The sequence below is a fragment of the Bacillus cereus group sp. MG16 genome, assembly GCF_040459875.1.
In the GTDB taxonomy this organism is placed as follows: domain Bacteria; phylum Bacillota; class Bacilli; order Bacillales; family Bacillaceae_G; genus Bacillus_A; species Bacillus_A paranthracis.
The window spans coordinates 4,439,093-4,462,531 of record NZ_JARVHE010000001.1 but is presented as its reverse complement, the minus strand read 5'-3'; the positions used below and the strand labels follow the sequence as shown (position 1 = coordinate 4,462,531).

Sequence of the window (23,439 nt, the reverse complement as noted above, 5' to 3'; positions counted from 1 at the left end):
ATAAGCTCCCGTTCGTTCGTTATGACACGATTATAAAGGAGTTAATATCATAATACAACCTGACTTAAAGATGATTGACAATTTTTCTGAGGATGTAGTAAAGTAATGTAGTTAGGCGCCTAACTATTTTTAAAGAACTAAAAGGGGTTATTTATATGAAACATATTTTGATAGCTGGTGGGGGAATTGGCGGATTGTCAGCGTCTATTTCCCTTAGTAAAGTAGGATTTTCTGTTACCTTGTGCGAAGCTGCTTTAGAAAATCGCAAAACCGGTGCGGGGATTCTTATGCCGCAAAACGCACTGGCTGTCTTGAAAGAATTGGATGTATTCGAAGAGTGTTGTGAACATGGCTTTCAAACAAAATGGCTTAAAACATTTGATGCACAGGGGAATCTGCAGTTTCAAGTCAGTGAATCCTTTTTAGACGACACACTTCCAGGGCGCAATAATATCCCGCGAAAAACATTAAGTGATATTCTCATCAAGCATGCTGATGCAGCGGGTGTAGATATCAAGTGGGGGAAAAAGGTTGTTGCTTATGAAGAAACGGCTGAATCGGTCTCTGCCATATTTGACGACGGAGGAAAGATAAAGGCTGATATTTTAGTAGGTTTTGACGGCATTCATTCAACTGTAAGGAATATGATGCTGCAAAAGGAAATAGAAAAAGAGCATCTCGGTATGGGGGCGTGGCGATTTTATTTCGAGCTTCCTGATTACAAATTTGAGGATTCGTCATTGATGTATATAAGCGGAGAAACGCAAATCGGCGTCGTACCATTAGCCGAACGCGCCGGCTATGTCTTTGTGCTCCAGCCTTGCGCCAGCGATTACTGGGATGAGGAAGATACCCGGTTTAATAGAGTCAAAGAGATTCTCTTAGGCTTTCCGGGACTTGATTTTATTACAAAGCATATGTCAAAAGATTACCCTGTTATTTTTAACAAATTGGAACAAGTCGCAGTGCAAGAGCCATGGTACAAAGGCCGCGTCGTCATTGGAGGAGACGCCGCCCACGTCGGAGCTCCGACTCTTGCGCAAGGAGGAGCCATGGCTATTGAGGATGCAATCTTTCTCGCCGAAGAGCTCAAAAACAATAATGACATTGAAGCAGCCTTTCAGGCATACTTCGAAAGAAGAGCACCAAGAGCGCTCAAAGTCCAGAATCTATCCTCAGAAATCGTTCGCCGTAGGCTGAAAGGCCAGACGGGAATAGAAGAGCTGATTTGGGAGTGCCACGAGGTGTTAAGGAAAGGTTATTAAAATCGAAAATTCAAATAAAAGAATTAGGTAAGAGAGAGGAAGACAATTTAATATGGGGAATCAACAAACAACAGCAGAGAACTCTAACATCAGAGCTCTGCCGATTATTACGTCATTTCTTATTGCTGGATTTATCGGCTTGTTTAGTGAAACAGCCTTAAATATGGCGTTAAAAGATTTAATTACAGGTTTTGATATTCTAGAGACAACAGCACAGTGGCTGACAACCGGCTACTTATTAACATTAGGAATTCTTGTGCCAATTTCAGGTTTAATTCTTCAATGGTTTACAACAAGACAGCTTTTTATCGCATCTCTTGTATTCTCCATTATCGGAACATTAATCGGAGCTATTGCACCAACATTTAGCGTACTAATGATTGCCCGCATTGTACAAGCAGTAGGAACAGCTTTACTTTTACCACTTATGTTTAACACCATTCTTGTTATTATTCCACCACATAAGCGTGGAAGAGCTATGGGAATTATCGGGCTTGTCATTATGTTTGCTCCAGCTGTTGGACCAACCGTCTCAGGGTTGATTCTAAAAACGTTAACGTGGCACTGGATTTTTTGGATTTCACTCCCATTATTGATTATCGCATTAGTATTTGGTACATTCTTCATGCAAAACGTAACAAAACTAACAAAGCCAAGAATCGATATTTTCTCAATCATTCTTTCAACAATTGGTTTTGGCGGTATCGTATTTGGTTTCAGTAGCGCTGGAGAAAGTGGAGGCTGGGGAAGCTCACACGTTATTCTTTCTCTTGTTATTGGAGTCGTTGGATTAATTGCATTTTCCCTTCGTCAAATGAAGATGGATGAGCCAATGTTAGACCTTAAGGCTTTTAAATATCCAATGTTCGTTATTGGACTTCTCTTAATTTTAGTATGCATGATGGTGCTGCTTTGTACGATGATGATTTTACCATTATACTTACAAACCTCATTGGCGTTATCAACGTTTGCAGCGGGTCTTATGCTTCTACCGGGAGGAATTATTAACGGAATTCTTTCGCCTGTTATGGGGGGATTATTTGACCGTTTTGGCCCTAAATGGCTAGTTATTCCTGGACTTGTCATTGTAGCATGTGCACTGTATGGTTTCTCAACTTTAACATTGGAAACATCTACAGGATTTATTGTTGCACTACACATTGCACTTATGGTTGGAATTTCAATGATTATGATGCCAGCTCAAACAAACGGATTAAATCAGCTGCCACCTGAACTATACCCGCATGGAACAGCGATTATGAACACCTTACAACAAGTTGCTGGTGCTATTGGAACAGCTGTTGGAATTTCAATTCTTTCCTCAGGTTCAAGAAGCTTCCTTCAGACAGTATCTGATAAAGAAAATCCATTAAACCAAGTTCTGGCTTTTACAAACGGTGTTCAAAATACCTTTATCTTTGCTATCATTGTAGTAATTGTTGGATTAATAATCTCGTTCTTTATCAAAAGAGTCAATGTTGAACAGCGAGCATAATAATAAAAAAGTACTGGCATTGCCAGTACTTTTTTCAGGCTATGGAGAAAGTCTTCTCCACAGCCTGTTTTTGTGTCTGAGCTTCTTTTTATGTGTCAACACTGATAAAAAGAGGAAAAAGAGAGATTTCTTATGATGGGTTCTTTAATCTACTTCTGATAATAAAGAAAACATTTCTCTTAATTCTGGATGAACTCTATTCTTCATTAAAAATTCTCCTTTATTATGAAATTTTTTGTCGCTACCTTAGTTACTTTCTTGCGAAACCAGTTTTAACTGCTCGCACATAATCATTCCAAGCGTGAATAGATATATCAGTATCCGGATGCATCATTTCGAACCCATGATAAGCCCCAGGATATAAATGGAACTCGACATCAACACCAGCTTCTGCAAGTTTGGTTACATAGGTTAATGTTTCACTACGGAATGGGTCCAATTGACCAACGCATGTGTAGGTACGTGGTAAATTACGATAATCTTCTGCTCGAGCAGCGGCTGCATAAGCGGGAATATGATCCGTTCCATGTAATTCTCCTAAATACATTTTCCAGCCAGCTTCATTTGATTTTTGATTCCAAACAAATCCTTCTTTAATTTCATTGGCAGAAGGTGTGTTATTACGATCATCAATCATTGGATAAAGCGGCATTTGGAAACAAATAGAAGGATATTGGCGATCGCGGGCTAATAATGTTAATGCAGCTGTTAGTCCGCCACCAGCGCTCACTCCTGCAACACCAATTCGATTCGAATCAATGTTCAATGTCTCCGCGTTATCAGCAATCCATTTTAATGCTGCATAACAATCTTCAATTGGAGCTGGATAAGGATGTTCAGGAGCTAAACGGTAATCTACAGAAACGACCATACAGTTAGCCTCTTTTGCAATTTTTACAGCAAGATCATTGTTATCATTTATAGATCTCAAGATATACCCGCCACCATGTATCCACAACAGAGCAGGTAAGGATTCATTATTTGATTTTGGACGATAAATTTTTAATCGTAATGGATTTGCATCAGGTCCCTCAATGACTTCATTTGTTACAGAAAGAGTTTCATCAACAATGGTAGGAGGGAAGACTTTTGATGCTTCTTCTCTCATTACTGGCAAACACTCTGGGCGTAAATCTTGATCTGGATACATTTCTAAGCCTGGTAATAATGCTGGGTTTACTCGGTTCTTCATTTTAAAAACTCCTTTTTATTTTTTATGAAAGGTGAAATATTATTTTTAGAAATATAATTGTAAGCTAGCTATGTATAGCAATTTATCATAGGCATTAGAGGAAAACGATAATCAAAAATGTTTATGTGTTTCAAAATGCGACATATATCTCAAAGTGGTTCATTTTTTAATGGATTTTTAACGATATAAAGTATACACAGTGCTAAAACTAGCCTGTATGAAATATTCATTTTCTTGATTTTTCATATGTATTTTGACTGTTATTCTCCTTTTCCGAGGGGATAGGAAAAGGGAAATTAACTATCTTGAAATGGATTGATGTGGGATTTATAAGTTGTATTGTAAAAAAAGAAAAAGCATGCCCTTCTCGCAGTATAAAGAAGGGGCATGCTTTTTCTTTTATTCCAGCTGCTTTAACACCTAGAAAAAATAAAACTGAATGAAATGTACAAAATGAAGCAACAAAGCGTAGGGCTTGATTAAAATTTAAGGCTTTAAAGATTTCAATGCTAAATTCATATAAGTATTCATTCTCTTTTCTAGTGAGTATTTTCCATCTAAAAGACACCAATCTAATATAAGTCCTCTAGCAATTGTAAAAAGATACGTTGTTATTTCTTCTACACTCATATCATTTGTTAATTCTTTTTCAAGTTGTCCTTTGTAAACAAAGCCATTTAGAGCTTCGTAAATGAGTGAAGGCTCATATATAAATGACCTTTTGTTGAAATCGTTAAGAAGATTTATATGTAACTCTAATTTAGTTGTATATTCAGCTATGCATTGGAAGAAAGTTAAGATAGTTGTTTGCATTGTTGTATGTTGATCGATATTTTCTAATTCAATATGTAGGTTTTCTTCAATTTGTTGAAATAATTTTTTATAAATATCCTCTTTGGAAGTGAAATAATGATAAAAAGTTCCTACTGATACATTTGCTTTTTTACAAATATCTTCAATTGTTATATTTTCAAATTTCTTTTCTCTCATTAAATTTAAAAACACATGAAATATATTGTTCTGTGTTAGTAGAGCTTGTTGTTTTCTATTTGTCAGAGTTTTTTTATGCAATGTCTATTCCCCCTTATTTATATATTAACGGATATTTTAAAACTGAAAAAGTAGTTTGAATATTTTGGTTCTTGTTGTATAATCCTCATTACACCGAATAACATTCGGTGAATATTATTCGGTGTAATGAAATTTTTGTTGAGAGGAGATTGTTATATATGAAAACACCTTATCAATCAGTTGTTATGATTCCTACAAATAAGTTGATGGGAAAAAAGGCTTTAGAAGATCCGTATAAACCATTTGCATGGTATAAAGAGATGCGAGAAAAGGAGCCTATTTGTTTTAATCATCAGGCAGACATGTGGAATGTTTTTTTGTACGAAGATGTAAAAACTGTCTTAGAGGATAAAGAGTACTTTTCTAGTATTATGCCTGAGAAGAAAAAGTCTCCATTTCCACAAAGTATTCTTGGGATGGATCCGCCAAAGCATACGCAAATTCGGTCTATTGTAAATCGGTCTTTCACTCCTAAAGCATTAAGGGAATGGGAACCTAGAATTCAACAAATTACAAACGATATACTCAATCAATTATCTAATCGTGAAACTTTTGATATTGTTAGAGAGTTATTTTATCCGTTACCAGTTATAGTAATTGCTGAAATGTTAGGTGTTTCTGCTAAGGATATGGAAAGGTTTAAGAGATGGTCTGATATTATCGTAAGTTCACCGAGTCATGATGATTCGGATTATTTGGAAGGATTTTTTAATACACGTTTACAAGCAGAAAATGAATTAGGAGAGTTTTTTGAAGAAATCATACAATCCAATCGAGGGAAATCCAAAAAAGATTCAAATAACATTATTTCTTTATTAGTTCAAAGTGAAGCGGACAAAAACATTTCAGGAAAAGAAATAGTACCGTTTTGTAAACTACTTTTAGTAGCGGGAAATGAAACAACAACCAATTTACTTGGAAACGCTTTATATTGCTTCATAGAACATCCAAATGTTTATGATCAATTACAACAGGATATATCTCTTGTTCCGAAAGCAATTGAAGAAGTATTGCGGTATCGTTCACCAGTTCAAAGAATTGTACGCAGAGTAAAAAAAGAGATTCAATTAAAAGGACAAACTTTACAAGTAGACCAAATCATTTCAGCTTGGGTTGGATCAGCTAACCGTGACTCGCATCAATTCAAAGATGCCGATAGTTTTAACATATATCGTAGACGTAATCCTCATCTTACATTTGGACATGGCATCCATTTTTGTTTAGGTGCTCCTCTAGCTAGATTAGAAGCGAAAATTGTATTAACGGAATTAATAAAAAGATATAAATCATTTTCATTTATTGACCAGGATCTTCCTGTTCCTATCTCAAATAGTAGTTCTATATATGGATTACATTATTTCCCTGTAAAAAGTGAACTAAATTAAACATTTTGGCTCTGGTATATTCGCGCCAGAGCCAAATTTATATGATCCATCTCAGTTTCATAAAAGGATTATATTCGGGGGGGAATGCCAGATTATCACTAATTTAGGCATACTAAAAGGAGATAAGGATTAGGAAAACAATTACAAATTCATGCAATACTTAGATTTAATATAGGAGGATACTAAAATTGAGTAATTTCACACGTTTACGCACACAAAACATAATAAAAGATGCGTTTATGGATTTATTAAAAGAAAAAACATTTTCATCCATCACAATCAATCATATTTGTGAAAAAGCAATGATTCATAGAAGCACATTTTATCGTCATTATGAGGATAAATATGAATTATTTAGCGATGTATCAAATTCCATCGCAATCAATCTTTTTGAACAAACAAAAGAAGGATTGGATTTAGAACATACATTGTTTGAGGAAATAATTGAATACATAGATGTTAATCGTGCATTGTTTTTTAATATTACTAGTAAAAATAATAGCCTTGAGTTATACGAAAAATTGATTCGATTTGGTGCAGAAAATTTATATGAAAACTCAATGGAATATAATGATCCGCTTTCGAAAAAAATCCAAAACTCAGATTATCCAATGGTACTGTGTGATTTTTACTGTAGTGGCTTTTTTGAGATTATAAAAAAATGGTTAAGCAATGAATATTCCTATACAAAAGAAGAGTTGATTCAGATTTCTAAGAACTTATTGATAAATGAACCAAATTAAAACAAATGTCTCAATTCGAGACGTATATTATTTTTTGCTCATCGTCTTCCTCAAAAACCTATGATAGATTATTGAACATAGCAAAGGAGGAATGAGTAAGGTTAAAGAGCAAAATAAAATTACCGTTATGCTTTAAAAAACGAATTACGATCTAATATTAAATGAAAATTATATATAATATTCCAATTATTTGAGGGAGGATTTTTTATGAAAGCCGCAGTGTGGTATGGCGAAAAAGATATTCGTATCGAGGAAAGAGAAACAAAAGAGTTACAACCCAATGATGTAAAAGTTAAAGTGGCATGGGCTGGTATTTGTGGTTCTGATTTACATGCATACTTGCATCCGGATTCAGTACCAATGAATAAGAATATGATAATCGGGCATGAATTTTCTGGTGAAATTGCAGAGGTTGGTGCTCATGTAACAAAATTTAAAGAAGGTGACAGAGTATGTATTTATCCAATGATGCTCAAAGATCCTTCAAATGCTGAAACTGAACGTTTTATCACTTTAGACGCAGTAGGTGCACAAATTGACGGAGGGTTTGCTGAATACGTGATACTTCCACAAAAAACAATTTTTAAAATTCCAGATACTTTACCACTAGAAGTAGCAGCAATGGTAGAACCAGCAACTGTATCATTCCAATCAATTAAGGATTCAAATGTAGGAGAAGGAGATACTGTTGTTGTTTATGGCGCAGGCCCTATTGGGCTATTTGCTGTTTTAGGTGCAAAAGCTGCAGGTGCTTCTAATATTATTGTTGTTGATTTATTTGATAGTCGGCTTGCCAAAGCAACCGAAGTGGGTGCGACGCATGTCTTTAATGCTAAAGAAGTAAACCCTGTAGAAGAAATTTGTAAATTATTCCCAGATGGAGCAGATGTAACAATTGAAGCTGCAGGTGTTGAGTCAACATTTAATCAAGCCATTCAATCAACTAAAGTTCGTGGCACAATGATGGTTATTAGCTTCCATACTCAAGATATCCAATTTAATGCTCCTGCTTCCTTACTCTTTAGTGGCGTAAAATTAATGGGATCTGTGGGATACAGTAATGAAACTTATAATGAGGTCATTCAATTACTCGCTAATGGAAGATTACCTGCACAATCAATTATTACAAGTAAAGTTGATATAGATAATATTGCTGAACAAGGTTTTGAAGCGTTAATTCATGATAAAGCGCAAGCAAAAATTTTAGTTAAGTTAAGCGGCGCACATTAATCATATTTTAGATAAAATAACTTGAGAAGATTAAAAAATTGTAAAAGTAGTCGAGAATATTAGAATGTAATTGAAATGTCTTTTAAAAGAGATTGGAAAAGAAATAATTAAAAATATAGAGAACTCTTAACTATTTACTCAAGAAATTCAATTCTTTTATCCTCTAATATTTTACGAGATCCTGCTAGAAATGTAGGGTTTGTGCAACGAACTAGTAAATAACAAGCCAAAGATTTAGTTGCTTTGCGTGTATACCCTCACAAGAAAAAATATAGATTTTATCTTGTGGGGGCATTATAAAATTTTTAAGTTGATGCACACATATGGAGACGTTTAATAGTGTGAAGATAAACTAATAAAATATAAATTTATACGCTACATAGTGACAGAATAAAGGTGGACAAAGTTCCCCCTCATATTCTAAATTCTTTTTGTATATATCTGCATAAGCGATCTTCAATTGCTCACGTAATTGTTTCTTCTCTTCTGCTAACTTCTTAATCTTACGTTTCAATGAGGCTATAATTACTTCTAATTATAGCCTGTTTAACGATGGTAAGGTTTTTTGGTTTATAAGCTTAATCCAAACCGTTTTAATTCAATAAATATCCCCTCTAATTGCTTTCCTTTATCCGTTAATGTGTACTCTACGCGGGGCGGAACTTCTGGATATACTTTTCTCGTTATAATGCCTTGAGACTCTAATTCTTTTAGTCGAAGCGATAATGTTTTCGGGCTAATCCCGTCCATTGATTTTTGTAAATCACTAAAGCGTAATGTTCCTTCGATAAGAAGGTCGCGAATGATTAAAAACGTCCATTTTGTACGAATTACATCAAGCGTTTTAGCGATGGGACAAGGTATGCCAGGTAACCCTTTCGTTAATTCAACTGGATCTATATTGTTCATGGAACTAGCCTCCATAAAATTTTTTTGATGAATTTGCTTTATAGTATCACAAAACTATACTTTTGGTAACTATATGAAAAAAATATCACTACTTCCATATAGGAAGTTAGTGCATATACAATAGCAATACGAAATACAAAGGGTTTAGATGAGGGGGAGGTGATTTTCATGTGGGTAAAAAAGTTGTTTGGATTTCTTAGTTTGTTTGTTATTTGTATTGTGCTTGTAGCATGTGGCTTGGAGGAAAAAACTGAAGTCCAGTTATTAAAAGAAATGCCAAAGGCAAAAACAATGACAATCGATCCTTCACTAAGTAAAATGGAAGCGACCGAAATGGTTCATGCAGCGCAGCGTTTTTATGCATTTTGGGATACAGGTAAAGAGGAGCTTCTTTCGCAGACGGTTACTGAAAATTTCTTCGATAATACGTTGCCAAAAGGGCGACCACAAGGTGTTGAAGGGTTAAAGTTTGCAGCACAAAATTTTCGTAAAGTCGTTCCTAATATACATTGCGAGATTGAAGATTTATTAGTCGTCGGTGATAAAGTAACAGCTCGTCTTTCTTTTACAGGAACGCATAACGGTAAAAATATTAGCTTTTCTGCAATAGATATTTTGCATGTGAAAGACGGAAAGATTACGGAAGACTGGCATTTAGAAGATAATCTTACGTTGAAACAGCAACTTGGATTAATAAACGAGGAATAGAGTAGGGGAGAGAAAAACGATGAAAAATATATTTATTATAAATGGACATGAAAAATACGGTACAAAGGAAGGACGATTAAATAAAACGTTAGTGGATCATATGGTGACGGTATTAAGCGAGAGCCATCAAGTGAAAACAACAACGATTCAAGATGGATACAATATAAAAGAAGAACAAGATAAATTTTTATGGGCTGATGTTGTGATTTATCAAACACCGATTTATTGGTTTAGTGTTCCAGGATTATTTAAAACGTATATGGATGAAGTATATGAATACGGTTTGTTCTTTAAAGGTGCAGATGAATACGGAACAGGTGGTTTATTAACAGAGAAAGAGTATATGTTCTCTACAACTTGGAATGCACCTGAAAATTCATTTGGAGATAAGACGAAGTTCTTTGAAGGGGAAAGTCTAGAATCAACGCTTAGTCATTTACACCGCGTGCAGAAGTTTCTTGGGATGAGTCCATTAAAGAGTTTTGCTTGTTATGATGTGGTGAAGAATCCGGATATTGAGCAATATTTATTGAACTTGAAAGATCACTTAGATGAAGTAATTAAATAATAGTTTATATTTGTATGTGAAGAAGGTACTACTAAGGATGTAGTACCTTCTCCTTTTATAATGAATCACATTTTAAGACATGGATGGCTGTATCCATAACTTCGCAAAATTTGCCCAACCGAATGAATCAATTGTTACGTTTTTTAAAGAAGAAGGATATGTCTTTCTTTTTAAAACGTGATAGTTAAATAAAATGATGTGTTCTGCTTGTAAAAATTCTTCTATCTCATACATGAGCTCATAGCGTTTCTCTTTATTTTCTTCTAATAAAAATGTATCTAACAAACAGTTAATTTGTTTTTCATAGTGCGGGTCCATGAACCGGTTTACGAAGCAGCTTTTATTTTTAAATACATTTAAGAATGCAAGTTCATGATCAGCAGCAAACACTTCTCCCATGAAAATAATATCGGCATGTTGATCGATAGAACGGTTCATATAATCTGAAACGAGAAATGGGTGAAGCTCTACTTGTATACCTAAACTTTCACATCGTTCTTTTAGGAAATATGCATCATTTGCACTATCTTTAAATGCGAAGAAATAAATGTGTATCGTTTCTCCATTATAAGTGCTCTTTTTTAAATACTCTTTCGCTTTTTCTAAAGAGTAAGATCTTTTAGGAGCTTGGCGGCTTCTTTCAGGGAAAAAGCTTGATGCAGCAATTGTTCGTCTACCCTCTATGCTACGAAGTATCGTTTCAACATCATATAGTTCTCTCCAAGCCTTTCGAAAGTAAATGTCGTGATGAGGACCAGGTTTTGTAAAGTTGAAGCCAGCATAAATACAACCTATTTCTTCTATTTGTATATCATGCCTTTCATTTTCTTCTTCATTTGGTAGTTCATAATCAGCATCGATTTGTACATGATCAGGAATACCCCAAAATTCAATACGATCTAATAATGCGCGCTCTTTAAAATAATGAGTGAACGCTTCGAGTACGATATTGTCTTCAGAGTAATGAGCAAGTTTGAAAGGTCCCGTACCTATATAATGATGATTTTCGATACTCACATCACGCGGTAAAATTGCTAGTTGTATGGAACTTACATAGTGTAAGAAGAAAAGGTTGGTCTTTGCTAAATGGAACCTTATTTGCAGTGGTGATGGCGTTTCAATTTGAACAATTTCTTCTGTTAACCATTCAAAAGGAGAGTGAACTTCTTTTAGTCTTTCAAATGAAAATCGTACATCTTTAGAAGTTAAAACTGTTTCGTTATGAAAATATACATCCTTTCGTAAATAAAAAGTCCACGTCAGCCCGTCTTCACTTAATTCCCACGTATGCGCAATGTGTGGTTCCATTTTTCCCGTAACATCGTTATAAACGACTAACGTGTCAAAAATTTGACTCGTAAGATGGCTCTCTGTAGTTACAGCCACAAAAGCCGGATCTAATGGGAATATCTTTCTCGATATAGGAATCTTTAATATGTCGTACATATCATTTGAAGGTTCGTATCCAAAATGATGATGTAGTTTATTTTCTATCTTTTTTTGAAGTGCAAGGGGTAGGGGTTCTTTTAAAAGAAGAAAGATATCTTTTAATTTTTCTTGCGCTAACAGTTCATCTGTATAGGACTCAATCGCTTCTACGAAATTATGTATAAATAGAATTTCCGTTTTATTCCCGCGGCCTCGCCCTGGAGTCCAGTGAATTAATTGCTCCTCGCTCATTTTCTTTAATAAAATCTTTATGTTTTTCGTACTGCAATATAAAACATCCGCTAATTCTTGTAAGCTATTTCGCATATGTTGTTGATCTTGTGCATGTAGTCTTAGTCTAATGTAATAGTCCATAATTTTCATATATACACTTCCTTCTATTATAAAAGGGGAAACTCTTTAGAATATTCTAACCTTTTTCTTCCTTTTTTTCAAAGTAAAATAAGTAAGCATAAGGAGGGGGAAACAATGGGATTTTGGAGTATGCATCGAAATATAAAGATTAGAATTATAACTTCGTTTTTAACACGTACTGTGTCCACGATGATTTTTCCATTTATGGCGATTTATTTTTCAATAAAGTTAGGTAGTGCGATTGCTGGTGCGTTACTACTTATTAATGTTATAGCTTCGTTAGTAATTGGTTTATACGGTGGATATGTTGGAGACCGGCTTGGTCGTAAAAAGGTGATGATTATCGGTCAAAGTATACAAGTCATTTCCATTGCTTGTATGGGGATTGCGAATTCCGATTATGTAGATTCACCGTGGCTAACATTTATCTTTATGCTAGTGAATAGTTTAGGATCTGGACTTATGAATCCTGCGACAGAGGCGATGTTAATTGATGTGAGTACACCTGAGAATCGAAAAGTGATGTACAGCATTAACTACTGGGCAATTAATTTATCCATTGCGATTGGAGCGATATTTGGCGGATTACTATTTGAGAACTATAGATTGCAATTGTTTATCGGATTAACAGTGATTGCAGTTATTACTTTATATGTGATGGCTGTATATATGGAAGAGGTGTATGTAGCTAGAAAAATAGTAGAGAAGAAAAATGTATTAAAAGATATGGCGGATAGTTATAAAGTCGTAATGAAAGATAAAGCATTTTTAATTTTTTGTGCAGCAAGTATATGTACATTATCGTTAGAGTTTCAAATTAATAATTATTTAGGAGTACGTTTGCAGAAGGAATTTGAAACGGTGCACTTTTTATTCGGGAATGGTGTTACGTTTGATTTAACAGGTATTCGCATGCTGAGCTGGATTTCTGCAGAGAATACAATTTTAGTTGTATTATGTTCAGCACTCCTTATTAAAATGCTGAAAAGCTTCAACGATTTGAAAATATTATATGTAGGCTTATTCATTTATACAATTGGATTTACAATACTCGGAACGAGCAATAGTTTATGGATTTTATTAATTGCAGGGCTTTTCCAAACGGTAGGCGAGATGATGTATGTGCCAGTGCGTCAATCTATTATGGCAGATATGGTACCAAATGAGGCGAGAGGTTCATATATGGCGATTAACGGAATGGTCTTTCAAGTGGCAAAAATGAACGGGGCATTGGGTGTTATGCTAGGTTCATTTATCGCATCTTGGGGCATGAGTGCTCTGTACTTTATCGTTGGTATGAGCAGTATTTTATTATTTATGAAGGCGATTGGGAGAGAGAAGTATGAGGGGGAGGTTTCTCAGATTGGATAAAACGATATGAAAAGCGATGCTAGAAATCGCTTTTCATATGGCTTTTAAAACGGATCAACTTCAGCTAAATTTGGAGTGGTGCTCGGTTGTAGTAAAAGATTTTTTAACGTTCCTACTTCAGAAAGAGTGACTAATATGTAGCCACTAATCAGTACAATAAGTCCGATGACGCGTAACGTTTGTAAGCTCACTTCATTATTATTCGTTTCCGTTGGATTTGGGGGCGTTGAAGGTGGATTGTTATTCATAAATAAGGCTCCCATCTTTTGTATTTATATATTTGTAAAATCATTATTTAACTTATGGATAGGAATCGTATAGTCATTTTCACTATATGAGAACTGCTTATGAAAAGTGATTAGAAGTTCTGGGGAGAGAAAAGAGGGTGTATGAAAAGATCATTAAAATAAGGTTCTTTTTTGTTTTTCATACAAATAAAAAGATTAATCAAAGTAGCTAAATAGCTACTTTGATTAATCTTTAATAACTATCCCAATATACGCAACGATTCTTCAATAAACGCCGGGATGTCCTCAGGTTGTCTACTTGTTACTAGCTGATTTTGGCATACGACTACTTCTTTATTGTGAAAGTTTCCGCCGGCGTTTTTTAAATCGACTTCAATAGATTTATATCCAGTGACATCACGTCCTTCAAGTGTTTGTGCAGTGATGAGTAGCTGAGGTCCGTGACAAATAGCGAAAACCGGTTTTTCCGCATCCATAAATGCTTTACTAAAGTGAACGAAACGCTCATCCGCACGAAGTATATCTGGAGAAAATCCACCTGGTATGAAGAGCGCATCAAAGTTTTCTGGAGAAACATCATCGATACCTTTATCAATTACAACTTCACTTTTTCCTTGCTTACCGTGTACCGTTTTACCTTTTTCTGTTTCAATAGTTGTTAATTCATATCCCTTTTGTTTAAAAGCTTCTGCTGGCTCTGTGTATTCTGTGTCCTCGAAATAATCCGTTATTAAAATAGCAATTTTTTTACTCATTCTAATCCGCTCCTTATATTATATTATCGGTTCCAGAATCGTCCTTGGGCAATGCCTTCTATAAATGACTCAATTGAAGTGTTTGTTAAGTTGTAAATTCCTGCTCCATCTAATTTGATTTTACTATTGTCTAAAGCATGAGGATCGCTAAGGACATAGGCTATCGGTTTAAAGTGTTTAAAAGTAGTTTCTGCAAATTCTAAAACAGGGGGGTGAATGACAGATTCGCTACTAAACACTAATACCGCATCAAAAAGTGCAGAGTCTGCTGTTGTATAAGTATCCGTTACTTTAATGGAATCATTGAATTGATGAATTTTATTATCTATGATGCTATAGTTCATTCGGTGTTGTACAAAAGCTTGAATCCATTCGGACAGAAGGGAGACGCTTGGGTCACCATTCAATAGAATTGCTACATTTTTGGAATCAGCTTTAAAAATAGTGTTGGACATGCTTAGTGCAGGTGATTTTGCATCCGAATTTATTTCGTGATTTTCTTTAGGCAAAGGGGCTCCAATCATGTTAGCGACTTCCTTTGCTAATTGACGATCGACGTGGTTTAAAAGAGCAATTACATTTGCCTTCACCATGTCTGATTTGCACTTCCCAACTTCAAAGCAAAATGCATCTTTTATGTGCTGCTTTTCAATAGGGTTCATACTATTGTAGAAAAGTTTAGCCTGAGAATAAAAGTTAAGGAAGCTTTTACTGCGGCCTCTAATTTTATGTCCATCAACCTTTTCTTGATAATGCTCATATCCGCCCTGTTCGGCTTGGACGGTTGCTGGTTGATTATTATTTAAGCCATTAGGATGATAGCTTGTTTGACCGCGATGAATTTGCATTTGGTGCATGCCATCACGTTGATTATTATGAAAAGGACATACGGGCTGGTTAATAGGAATTTGGTGAAAATTAGGGCCTCCTAAACGAGATAATTGTGTATCTGTATAGGAGAACAATCTTCCTTGCAGAAGAGGATCATTTGAAAAATCAATACCTGGTACGACATGGCCAGGGTGGAAAGCTACCTGTTCCGTTTCTGCAAAGAAGTTATCAACATTTTTGTTCAATGTCATTTTACCAACTAGTTTTACAGGAACTTCTTCTTCTGGCCATAATTTCGTTGGATCTAAAATATCAAAATCAAATGCATGCTCATCTTCTTCTGGAATTAGCTGCAATCCAAGCTCCCATTCTGGATAATCCCCTTTTTCAATTGCTTCATATAAATCTTGACGATGGAAATCAGGGTTTTTCCCAGCAATTCTTTGAGCTTCATCCCATACTAATGAATGAACTCCGAGGGTAGGTTTCCAGTGAAATTTTACGAAGTGGGCTTTTCCTTCTTTATTAATAAGTCGAAATGTATGAACCCCAAAACCTTCCATCATTCGTAAACTACGCGGAATAGCCCGGTCGCTCATCTGCCACATAACCATATGAGTAGACTCGGGATTGTGCGCAACAAAATCCCAAAATGTATCATGAGCGCTAGCTCCCTGAGGAATATCATTATGTGGTTCTGGTTTAACTGCATGGACAAAATCAGGGAATTTTATAGCATCTTGGATAAAGAATACTGGCATATTATTACCTACTAAATCATAGTTACCTTCATCTGTATAAAATTTTGTGGCAAATCCGCGCACATCTCTTACTGTGTCATTGGATCCTTTAGAGCCTTGAACGGTCGAGAACCGTACAAATACAGGTGTCTTTTTTGAAGGGTTAGTAAGAAAATCTGCTTTTGTATATGCTTCTAACGATTCATAAAGCTGAAAATGACCATGTGCTCCAACTCCGCGCGCATGAACAATTCTTTCAGGAATTCGTTCATGATCAAAGTGGGTCATTTTCTCTCGAAAGTGGAAATCCTCCATTAAGGTTGGGCCTCTTAAGCCCATCTTTAAAGAGAATTCATCCTCGGCTATTTTTACTCCTTGGTTTGTTGTTAAAGCATGTTTGCGTTGATTATCCGTAACGTGGTGTTCCAATTGCTCCATTTTTTTATTCACAATATAGGCCCCTCCTTTACGCTGTTAATTAATAGATACCCTTTTTGTTAGGATGTAAACATGTATTATCGTTTTTGTATGTAAAAATCATAAAACGTTGGTTGTACCAGTGATTCTTGTTTGAGAAGGGAAAATAAAAAAGCCAAGGAGATACTTTATTTTCTCCTTGGCATTTAAGATAATTCTTTTCGTTAAAACGAAGAAACGCGTTGTTTCGTTTTTGGTACAATAATAAATTTGATCCAGAGTAACCCGACAATCATAATGATAAGGCTATGTAAAAATTGACCTGTAGCAATGAGTATAACAATTGAAAATATAATGAGCTGAATGCTTAGCAATATAAAGATTAAGTGAAGAAATTGATTCATTCGTTTTTCAGTATGAATTGGATATAATGCTACAATAATATTTCCCGAAAAATATTTCCATAGGGAACGGAGCTGCATAGAAATCATATATAGGACGATATATGCGATAGCGCCTTTTACGTATATGTTTGGTATAAAATATAAGGCAAAGGCACCGATCAACCCTAAGCGAATATATATACCGAAATAATCATTCCCGCGTAAAAATGCGAGTGTATGTAAATAGAAGAAAGTTGCTCGTTTTTTATGTAATAAAGGTTCAATCCAAGTTGTAAGCCATTTTCTTTTATTTACTTGCTTATTTAGTTGCGGAACATCAGTGAAGATGCTAGCAAATTGATAAAAACGAACGTTCATTTTTTCTTCTTGCTCGATTATGTAATCCCACGGTATTCGTTTTGTAGGCTGTTTTTTCGTATAAAGAAGCAGGAAAGCAAGCAGTAAAAGTAATCCGCCCAATATGAGAACATTTGCCGCATAAAACAGCATGTAAATAAGGAGTGCGTTACAAGCAATACGAATAATCAGCCATATATTTTTTTCGTGACGATCACCCCACATCCAATGTATGTATATGTTCCAAGCTTTCGTAACCATTAAAATGATAAAGATTGTACATAAGAAAGGTATCGTTAATTGTAATGATTGCAGTGCAAGCGGAACGAGAATAAGAAACGTAAATAACAATGGGAAAAGCTGAATGATGTAATTGTATAGAAGAGATTTTTTGAAATAAGAAGTTAATTTCTCTTCTAGTGCTAGTAAATAGACAGCGTCAGGTTTTTGAATAAATGTACGAATAGGGCATCTCGTTATAATGAATGTAAGTACAATCGTGATGAGTAGTAAAGATATTCCTTTAGAAGGAGATGCTTTTAGAAACTGAGCGTAATAATATGCGCCAACGCATGAAATAAAGATAAAGCTATATAGTAAACCGTTAATCATACGTGCAAAGTATGTAATGATATTTTGCATATGTTGTTGGAAGCGGCTGCTCCATAGTGATTCGATTGACATGTTTTTCACCTCTTTGTTCTATTATATATGTTTTTAGAAAAGAAAAAACGAGCAAATTGCGTTATGCAACTTGCCCGTCTTTCTTTTCGTTATTTTTTTTCTGATCACGATTCATTAATGGATAGAAAGCAAAGCCGATTACGAATAAACCAATTCCGAGAAGAAACGTTTTTATATCGGATGCACCCGTTTTAATAACCCATAGTGCGTAGCAAAGTGCAATAACTGCGACTATACCATCCGTAATTCTCGCCCGCATTTCATTTTTATACGTTTCACCAGTTGCGACTAGTTTTAACTGGAAGATTGGTGAAACGAGATATGGAATGAGGTAGGCCAGTGTCGATACAGTAATAACAAATGTATAAGCTTCCGCAATTGTTCCTGATAATGTTGAGAATAAGAACACTTGCGACATAATGTTTGTTAATCGTAATGAATAAATTGGACTTCCTTTTTTGTTTGTTTTTGTGAAGAAGGAAGGGAAGAAACCTTCTTTTGCTGCTTGATATGGTACTTCTGAGCTTAATAAAATCCAGCCTAAGATGGAACCGAATAGGGAAGTAAGAGCGAGTAATGCCATCAGTTTCCCGCCGCCATGACCCATTGCAGCGTTTAGTGCATCTGCTAATGGACGTTCAGAAGCTTGTAATTTATCAATGTGAAGTACACCCATTGTTAAAATTGTAATTCCTAAGTAAATCGCAACTGTAATAAGTAATCCTGCAACTGTTGCGCGTTTTACCGTTTTTGGAGAAACGGCACGGTTTGATAAAAGAACCGCTGATTCAATTCCGATAAATGCCCAAAGCGTCGTAAGAGCAGCTAAGTTTACTTGTGAAAGAAGGCCGTGTGATACACCTGATTTATCGATCATCGGTGTGTACCATTGTCCAAACTTAGAAGCTTCGAATGCAAATAACGTAACGACGATAAATAAAAGGAATCCAGTTACTTTCGTTGTTGTTGCTAAGAAGTTTAACTTTCCAGCTCCGCTTACACCGTTTGTTAATATAATATGAGTTCCCCAAAGTAAGATGGAACAAATCGTAAATGTAATTAGTTTTCCGACTTCTACATTAAAAGAACCGATTGAAAATAGTAGTCGTGTATCTTTCATAATTGGGAAGAAGAGTGATAAATATCCCGCAAATGATGTAATGATGGCAACGTTACTTGCCCAGTTTGCAACCCAATATCCCCATACCATACTGAAACCAGCCATTTTTTTCTTTTTTGGTGTTGAGAATAAAGCATATGCATGACTTTGTGGTCCTGTCGTTAAATCAGGACGACGAATTGCTAAATTACCGAAAACAAGAGCTAGCATTAAAACACCAAACCCTGTTGTTAACCAAGCTAAAGTGACACCGAGAGGGCTTGCTGTTTGTGCCAACGTACTTGGCACCATGAAAATACCAGCGCCAACCATGTTACCGACAACGAAAGCTGTGAGTACCCAAAAGCCCCATTTTTTTTGTTGCATAGAAAATACCTCCAAAGTTAGTATAACCAAGTCAAGCGAGGAGATATGTATGTCTTCCTGAGTCAGGAAGAGAAGTCCCAAACAAAACAAAAAAAGCACGTAATTTGCCGCTACATGCTTTCTATCTTATAAGAAACCCACGACATACCTCTCGATAGCTCTCCACAAACGAAACGTTTGTGACAGTTCTGCACTTATTAAGTAGCAGACCCAGCAAGCGTGCATGGTGGACACGGGCTTACTTCGGCAACCATTCCTTTCTCATTCCTTCATCAATGCCACTACATCTCCGGAAATGATACTCTTAATGATTGCAACCTCTACCTCACCGAGATACGAATGAGGATTTAAATATTAAATTAACGTATTTAAGAGTAACAAATGAATTTTTATACGTCAATGGATATGGTAATAATCAGATTATAGAGAAGAGTTTGTGATTAAAAGCAAGAGGGATTATTATGTAATATTGAATTTTCATAATATAATAAATGTTGTTGGCGCTAGATGATTGAAAAGGGGATGAAGTATATGTCTGTATGTCATAAACATTCAGTAATAGGTGTGTTAGATTCGGGAGTTGGGGGATTAACAGTTGCGAGCGAAATTATAAGACAATTGCCTAAAGAGAGCATTTATTATATTGGTGATAATGAGCGTTGTCCGTATGGACCAAGAAGTGTAGAAGAGGTACAATCTTTCGTATTTGAAATGGTTGAGTTTCTCAAACAGTTTCCGTTAAAAGCTCTAGTTGTAGCATGTAATACTGCTGCAGCTGCTGCATTGACTGCGCTGCAAGAAGCACTTTCTATTCCGGTTATTGGCGTTATACATCCAGGAGCAAGAGCGGCTATTAAAGTGACGAAGAAAGGGAAAATCGGAGTTATTGGAACTGTAGGTACGATAAAATCTAATATGTACGAAAAAGCATTGCATGAGCTTGATACATATTTGAAAGTGCATAGTCATGCGTGCCCGACTTTAGCTACAGTTGTAGAAAATCAATTAGAAGATACATCATATGTAACGCAGCAAGTGAAACAAGCTTTACTGCCATTAACGGAAGAAGATATAGATACGTTAATTCTGGGGTGTACGCATTATCCACTTTTAGAGTCTTATATTAAAAAGGAACTAGGAGAGGATGTAACGATTATTAGTTCTGCAGAAGAAACAGCGATAGAGTTAAGCACAATTTTACAGCATAAAGGAATTTTGTCTGACAATCTGAATCCTGAGCATCGATTTTTTACAACAGGATCTGCCTTATCATTTGAACATATTGCTGAGCGTTGGCTAGGATATCACATTTCTGTAGAATGTGTGAATTTACCCGTAAAGAATGCTCGCATCTGTAATTAGACTGTGTATTAAAGTACTTTTTGTTCAATAAATTAGGTTAGTTGCATAAGAAGGAAAAAATGCACTTTTAATTGAAAGGATTAAGGTCATTTCAATTAAGGGTACGGATGTAGGAAGAACTTTAGAAGAAATTTGCCTGAAGTATGCTATTGATTTGTATTGGCACACAGGTTTTGTACTTATGGTAGACGACGTTCCAATGAATTTTAGAGGTGCAAAAATGCCATCTTTAGCAAGACGCATTGCACGGAATCATTGTATCGATGCAAATATAATCGATTCTGCTGTAGCGGATTTGAAACGCAATCCATTATCTTGGAGTGATCGTGGAACTTATGAAGAAGTGCTTCAGGAATTAAAATTATTATGGCATGTTTTAGTTCGATTTGGAAAACCAAATCGGAAGTAGAACGAAATACTTCGTTTTTGGGAAGTATCTATATAGAAAAGAAGCTGATCTAAAATTAGATCAGCTTCTTTGTATAAGATTAAACTAAGTTTAATACAGTTACTTTTTCACGTGTCATAGACTCAAGGCTCTTACGGATACCTTGTGCGCCCATACCTGAACCTTTTACACCGATGAATGGGAAGTGGTCAGGACCGCGCTCTGTGCGTCCGTTAATTTGAACAGAACCAGTTTCGATTTTGTTAGCAATTGCAAATGCTTTGTTAATGTCTTTAGTGAAGACACTTGCTTGCAGACCGAACTCTGATTTGTTAGCAATTTCAATTGCTTGCTCATCTGAAGAAACACGGATGATTGGAAGGATTGGGCCAAATGGCTCTTCCCAAGCAACTTTCATTTCTTCAGTTACGTGGTCGATTAATGTTGGGTAAATTAAGTTACGCTCACGTTTGTTACCGATAACAATCGTAGCACCTTTTTCCACAGCGTCGTCAACTAAACCTTGAACGAAGTCAGCAGATTTATCGTCGATTAATGGAACGATTGTGCTGTCTTGTTCTGGAGATCCAACTGATAGTTTAGCTACTTGCGCTTTTAATAAGCCAACAAGCTTGTCTGCTACGTTTTCGTGTACAAGTACACGTTTAATAGCTGTACAACGTTGACCAGAGTAAGAGAATGCACCGCTTACGATATGGTTTGCTGCATCTTGTAAGTCAGCATCTTCACGAACGATACCAGGGTCTTTACCACCAAGTTCTAATACAAGTGGAATCATGGAAGCTTTTTTCGCTAAATGTTTACCTGTGTTTGTACCACCTGTGAACGATACCATATTGATGCCTTCGTGTTCTACTAAGTAGTCACCAATTACAGAACCACGTCCTGTCGCTACGTTTACAAGACCTTTTGGAAGGCCAGCTTTATGAAGTGCTTCCACCATTTTAATACCGCTAATTGCACCTTGAGTTGCTGGTTTGAAAATAACAGCGTTACCCATAATTAATGCTGGTGCAAGTTTTGCAGCAGATAAGTTTACTGGGTAGTTAAATGGTGCGATTGCTAATACAACACCAAGTGGTGCGCGTTGGATAATCGCAAGTTTTGATTTTGTACCGCCCGGGAAGCTATCGCCCATCATGCTTTCTCCGTGCATATGTAAAGCTTCTTCGATCGTATAACGAATGAAATCAGCTGTACGAACAACTTCTTTCTTCGCATCTTTATATCCTTTACCGACTTCTTTCATAATGATATCGGCAATTTCATCCTGCATATTTACGAGCTCATCAGCCCATTTATATAAATACTTTGCGCGATCTTGTAGAGAAGCTTCCGCACATGATTTTTGAGCTTCCTTTGCAGATGCAATTGCTTCATCTACTTCTCCGCGAGTAATTGCTTGTACTTGTCCAATTACTTCGTGTAAGTATGGAGATGGAATTTCGATTGTTTCTCCTGAAGAGCTTTCTCTCCATTCTCCATTTAAATAAAATTTGTACGTATTGCTAGTTGTCATGATTAGTCCTCCTAAAATAGCAACTTGTAAGAGTGAGTATAAGGTGATTGTATGGGGTTTGATAACATTTTTCAAATGAAATATTTGTGAAAACGATTTCTTATGACGTTTTTATTTTGTATGCCCTTTCTTACAGAACATTCTCTTATTTCGAAATGATGATTATATATTTTTATTCAATTTGTAAAAAAACAATTGACAGAATACTCAATAAAGTTATAAGATTATAAATGGAAAATAAATGAAGGGGGTGTGCGTAATGATTGTAATCGTAAATGTAATGGGCTTAGCTCTGTTAAATGGCAGAAAACATTTATATCATTACGCAACCCGTGCGGATATATAGGGCATCTTTGTCTTATAAAAAGCGTACGTTGCGTATATCGTAACGTACGCTTTTATGCATTTTTGTGCATATCGTCAAGCGGCGGTATGCTTTTTTTTATTTATTTTCCATGTTACTAAATAAAACTTTGGAAGGTGGAAAAATGTGATGAGATTGTATGGG

At 35.7% G+C, this 23,439-nt stretch carries 20 protein-coding genes, 2 pseudogenes and 1 riboswitch; of the genes and pseudogenes, 11 read left to right on the top strand and 11 right to left on the bottom strand.

Annotated elements, in window-relative coordinates; genetic code table 11:
- Window positions 1–155: 155 nt before the first annotated feature.
- Window positions 156–1,265 (top strand): FAD-dependent oxidoreductase, encoded by a 1,110-nt coding sequence (locus tag QCI73_RS23215; RefSeq protein WP_353823845.1) that lies wholly within the window; start codon window positions 156–158, stop codon window positions 1,263–1,265.
- 52 nt (window positions 1,266–1,317) lie between these two features.
- Entirely contained in the window at window positions 1,318–2,760 is a 1,443-nt protein-coding gene (locus QCI73_RS23210) for a DHA2 family efflux MFS transporter permease subunit (RefSeq protein ID WP_000528112.1), read from the top strand.
- 250 nt (window positions 2,761–3,010) lie between these two features.
- On the opposite strand, the gene QCI73_RS23205 is transcribed toward QCI73_RS23210, so the two are convergent.
- Entirely contained in the window at window positions 3,011–3,952 is a 942-nt protein-coding gene (locus tag QCI73_RS23205) for an alpha/beta hydrolase (RefSeq protein WP_353823844.1), read from the bottom strand.
- A gap of 305 nt (window positions 3,953–4,257) precedes the next feature.
- Here QCI73_RS23205 and QCI73_RS23200 point away from each other — a divergent pair, with 305 nt between their 5' ends.
- On the top strand, window positions 4,258–4,395 hold the full coding sequence (locus QCI73_RS23200) for a hypothetical protein (RefSeq protein WP_000871115.1): 138 nt from the start codon (window positions 4,258–4,260) through the stop codon (window positions 4,393–4,395).
- A 43-nt stretch (window positions 4,396–4,438) separates the two neighbouring features.
- On the opposite strand, the gene QCI73_RS23195 is transcribed toward QCI73_RS23200, so the two are convergent.
- A complete protein-coding gene (locus QCI73_RS23195; protein WP_353823843.1) occupies window positions 4,439–5,023 on the bottom strand; it encodes a TetR/AcrR family transcriptional regulator in 585 nt (194 codons plus the stop codon).
- Between the two features lie 158 nt (window positions 5,024–5,181).
- Here QCI73_RS23195 and QCI73_RS23190 point away from each other — a divergent pair, with 158 nt between their 5' ends.
- The 3 genes from QCI73_RS23190 (at window position 5,182) to QCI73_RS23180 (ending at window position 8,381) form a co-directional block, all read left to right on the top strand.
- The gene (locus QCI73_RS23190; protein WP_327924332.1) at window positions 5,182–6,408 is read left to right on the top strand and encodes a cytochrome P450; all 1,227 of its coding nucleotides are present in this window, start codon (window positions 5,182–5,184) and stop codon (window positions 6,406–6,408) included.
- 188 nt (window positions 6,409–6,596) lie between these two features.
- The gene (locus QCI73_RS23185; protein ID WP_000064552.1) at window positions 6,597–7,151 is read left to right on the top strand and encodes a TetR/AcrR family transcriptional regulator; all 555 of its coding nucleotides are present in this window, start codon (window positions 6,597–6,599) and stop codon (window positions 7,149–7,151) included.
- 207 nt (window positions 7,152–7,358) lie between these two features.
- Window positions 7,359–8,381, top strand: coding sequence for a 2,3-butanediol dehydrogenase (locus tag QCI73_RS23180; RefSeq protein ID WP_353823842.1), 1,023 nt, complete (start codon window positions 7,359–7,361; stop codon window positions 8,379–8,381).
- A 427-nt stretch (window positions 8,382–8,808) separates the two neighbouring features.
- Here QCI73_RS23180 and QCI73_RS23175 read toward each other — a convergent pair.
- Both QCI73_RS23175 and QCI73_RS23170 read right to left on the bottom strand, forming a co-directional pair.
- A pseudogene (locus QCI73_RS23175) lies at window positions 8,809–8,913 on the bottom strand (DUF6262 family protein); the annotation flags it as partial.
- Window positions 8,914–8,951: 38 nt separating this feature from the next.
- Window positions 8,952–9,290, bottom strand: coding sequence for a winged helix-turn-helix transcriptional regulator (locus QCI73_RS23170; protein WP_001059468.1), 339 nt, complete (start codon window positions 9,288–9,290; stop codon window positions 8,952–8,954).
- 168 nt (window positions 9,291–9,458) lie between these two features.
- Here QCI73_RS23170 and QCI73_RS23165 point away from each other — a divergent pair, with 168 nt between their 5' ends.
- Both QCI73_RS23165 and QCI73_RS23160 read left to right on the top strand, forming a co-directional pair.
- A complete protein-coding gene (locus QCI73_RS23165; RefSeq protein ID WP_257808652.1) occupies window positions 9,459–9,998 on the top strand; it encodes an ester cyclase in 540 nt (179 codons plus the stop codon).
- Between the two features lie 19 nt (window positions 9,999–10,017).
- Complete coding sequence (locus tag QCI73_RS23160; protein ID WP_046198837.1) at window positions 10,018–10,566, top strand: NAD(P)H-dependent oxidoreductase; 549 nt, start codon at window positions 10,018–10,020, stop codon at window positions 10,564–10,566.
- A gap of 72 nt (window positions 10,567–10,638) precedes the next feature.
- Here the strand turns inward: QCI73_RS23160 and QCI73_RS23155 are convergent, their stop codons facing one another.
- On the bottom strand, window positions 10,639–12,399 hold the full coding sequence (locus QCI73_RS23155; RefSeq protein WP_353824130.1) for an SgrR family transcriptional regulator: 1,761 nt from the start codon (window positions 12,397–12,399) through the stop codon (window positions 10,639–10,641).
- Between the two features lie 84 nt (window positions 12,400–12,483).
- On the opposite strand from QCI73_RS23155, the gene QCI73_RS23150 reads away from it, so the two are divergent.
- Window positions 12,484–13,740: an MDR family MFS transporter gene (locus QCI73_RS23150; protein WP_000508186.1), complete on the top strand. Its 1,257-nt coding sequence runs from the start codon at window positions 12,484–12,486 to the stop codon at window positions 13,738–13,740.
- Window positions 13,741–13,784: 44 nt separating this feature from the next.
- On the opposite strand, the gene QCI73_RS23145 is transcribed toward QCI73_RS23150, so the two are convergent.
- The 5 genes from QCI73_RS23145 to QCI73_RS23125 form a co-directional block, all read right to left on the bottom strand.
- On the bottom strand, window positions 13,785–13,988 hold the full coding sequence (locus QCI73_RS23145) for a hypothetical protein (protein ID WP_001063866.1): 204 nt from the start codon (window positions 13,986–13,988) through the stop codon (window positions 13,785–13,787).
- A 239-nt stretch (window positions 13,989–14,227) separates the two neighbouring features.
- On the bottom strand, window positions 14,228–14,743 hold the full coding sequence (locus QCI73_RS23140) for a type 1 glutamine amidotransferase domain-containing protein (RefSeq protein WP_257808655.1): 516 nt from the start codon (window positions 14,741–14,743) through the stop codon (window positions 14,228–14,230).
- A 23-nt stretch (window positions 14,744–14,766) separates the two neighbouring features.
- On the bottom strand, window positions 14,767–16,764 hold the full coding sequence (locus QCI73_RS23135) for a catalase (RefSeq protein WP_353823841.1): 1,998 nt from the start codon (window positions 16,762–16,764) through the stop codon (window positions 14,767–14,769).
- A gap of 191 nt (window positions 16,765–16,955) precedes the next feature.
- Entirely contained in the window at window positions 16,956–18,155 is a 1,200-nt protein-coding gene (locus QCI73_RS23130; protein WP_353823840.1) for an ABC transporter permease, read from the bottom strand.
- Window positions 18,156–18,216: 61 nt separating this feature from the next.
- Entirely contained in the window at window positions 18,217–19,641 is a 1,425-nt protein-coding gene (locus QCI73_RS23125; RefSeq protein WP_353823839.1) for an amino acid permease, read from the bottom strand.
- Window positions 19,642–19,788: 147 nt separating this feature from the next.
- A riboswitch (Lysine riboswitch) is annotated at window positions 19,789–19,972 on the bottom strand.
- A gap of 200 nt (window positions 19,973–20,172) precedes the next feature.
- Here QCI73_RS23125 and racE point away from each other — a divergent pair.
- Together racE and QCI73_RS23115 are read left to right on the top strand one after the other, a co-directional pair.
- Window positions 20,173–21,003, top strand: coding sequence for a glutamate racemase (racE, locus tag QCI73_RS23120; RefSeq protein ID WP_353823838.1), 831 nt, complete (start codon window positions 20,173–20,175; stop codon window positions 21,001–21,003).
- A 91-nt stretch (window positions 21,004–21,094) separates the two neighbouring features.
- Window positions 21,095–21,412 (top strand): annotated as a pseudogene (locus QCI73_RS23115) (DUF3626 domain-containing protein); the annotation flags it as partial.
- Window positions 21,413–21,491: 79 nt separating this feature from the next.
- Here QCI73_RS23115 and gapN read toward each other — a convergent pair.
- Window positions 21,492–22,931 (bottom strand): NADP-dependent glyceraldehyde-3-phosphate dehydrogenase, encoded by a 1,440-nt coding sequence (gene gapN / locus QCI73_RS23110; RefSeq protein WP_353823837.1) that lies wholly within the window; start codon window positions 22,929–22,931, stop codon window positions 21,492–21,494.
- Window positions 22,932–23,439 lie beyond the last annotated feature (508 nt).

Bases quoted from the DNA above. Each gene is read 5' to 3' on its own strand.
- QCI73_RS23215 (WP_353823845.1), top strand. From the start codon at position 156: ATGAAACATATTTTGATAGCTGGTGGGGGAATTGGCGGATTGTCAGCG.
- QCI73_RS23210 (WP_000528112.1), top strand. From the start codon at position 1,318: ATGGGGAATCAACAAACAACAGCAGAGAACTCTAACATCAGAGCTCTG.
- QCI73_RS23205 (WP_353823844.1), bottom strand. From the start codon at position 3,952: ATGAAGAACCGAGTAAACCCAGCATTATTACCAGGCTTAGAAATGTAT.
- QCI73_RS23190 (WP_327924332.1), top strand. From the start codon at position 5,182: ATGAAAACACCTTATCAATCAGTTGTTATGATTCCTACAAATAAGTTG.
- QCI73_RS23180 (WP_353823842.1), top strand. From the start codon at position 7,359: ATGAAAGCCGCAGTGTGGTATGGCGAAAAAGATATTCGTATCGAGGAA.
- QCI73_RS23170 (WP_001059468.1), bottom strand. From the start codon at position 9,290: ATGAACAATATAGATCCAGTTGAATTAACGAAAGGGTTACCTGGCATA.
- QCI73_RS23165 (WP_257808652.1), top strand. From the start codon at position 9,459: ATGTGGGTAAAAAAGTTGTTTGGATTTCTTAGTTTGTTTGTTATTTGT.
- QCI73_RS23160 (WP_046198837.1), top strand. From the start codon at position 10,018: ATGAAAAATATATTTATTATAAATGGACATGAAAAATACGGTACAAAG.
- QCI73_RS23150 (WP_000508186.1), top strand. From the start codon at position 12,484: ATGGGATTTTGGAGTATGCATCGAAATATAAAGATTAGAATTATAACT.
- QCI73_RS23145 (WP_001063866.1), bottom strand. From the start codon at position 13,988: ATGAATAACAATCCACCTTCAACGCCCCCAAATCCAACGGAAACGAAT.
- QCI73_RS23140 (WP_257808655.1), bottom strand. From the start codon at position 14,743: ATGAGTAAAAAAATTGCTATTTTAATAACGGATTATTTCGAGGACACA.
- QCI73_RS23130 (WP_353823840.1), bottom strand. From the start codon at position 18,155: ATGTCAATCGAATCACTATGGAGCAGCCGCTTCCAACAACATATGCAA.
- QCI73_RS23125 (WP_353823839.1), bottom strand. From the start codon at position 19,641: ATGCAACAAAAAAAATGGGGCTTTTGGGTACTCACAGCTTTCGTTGTC.
- racE (WP_353823838.1), top strand. From the start codon at position 20,173: ATGTCTGTATGTCATAAACATTCAGTAATAGGTGTGTTAGATTCGGGA.
- gapN (WP_353823837.1), bottom strand. From the start codon at position 22,931: ATGACAACTAGCAATACGTACAAATTTTATTTAAATGGAGAATGGAGA.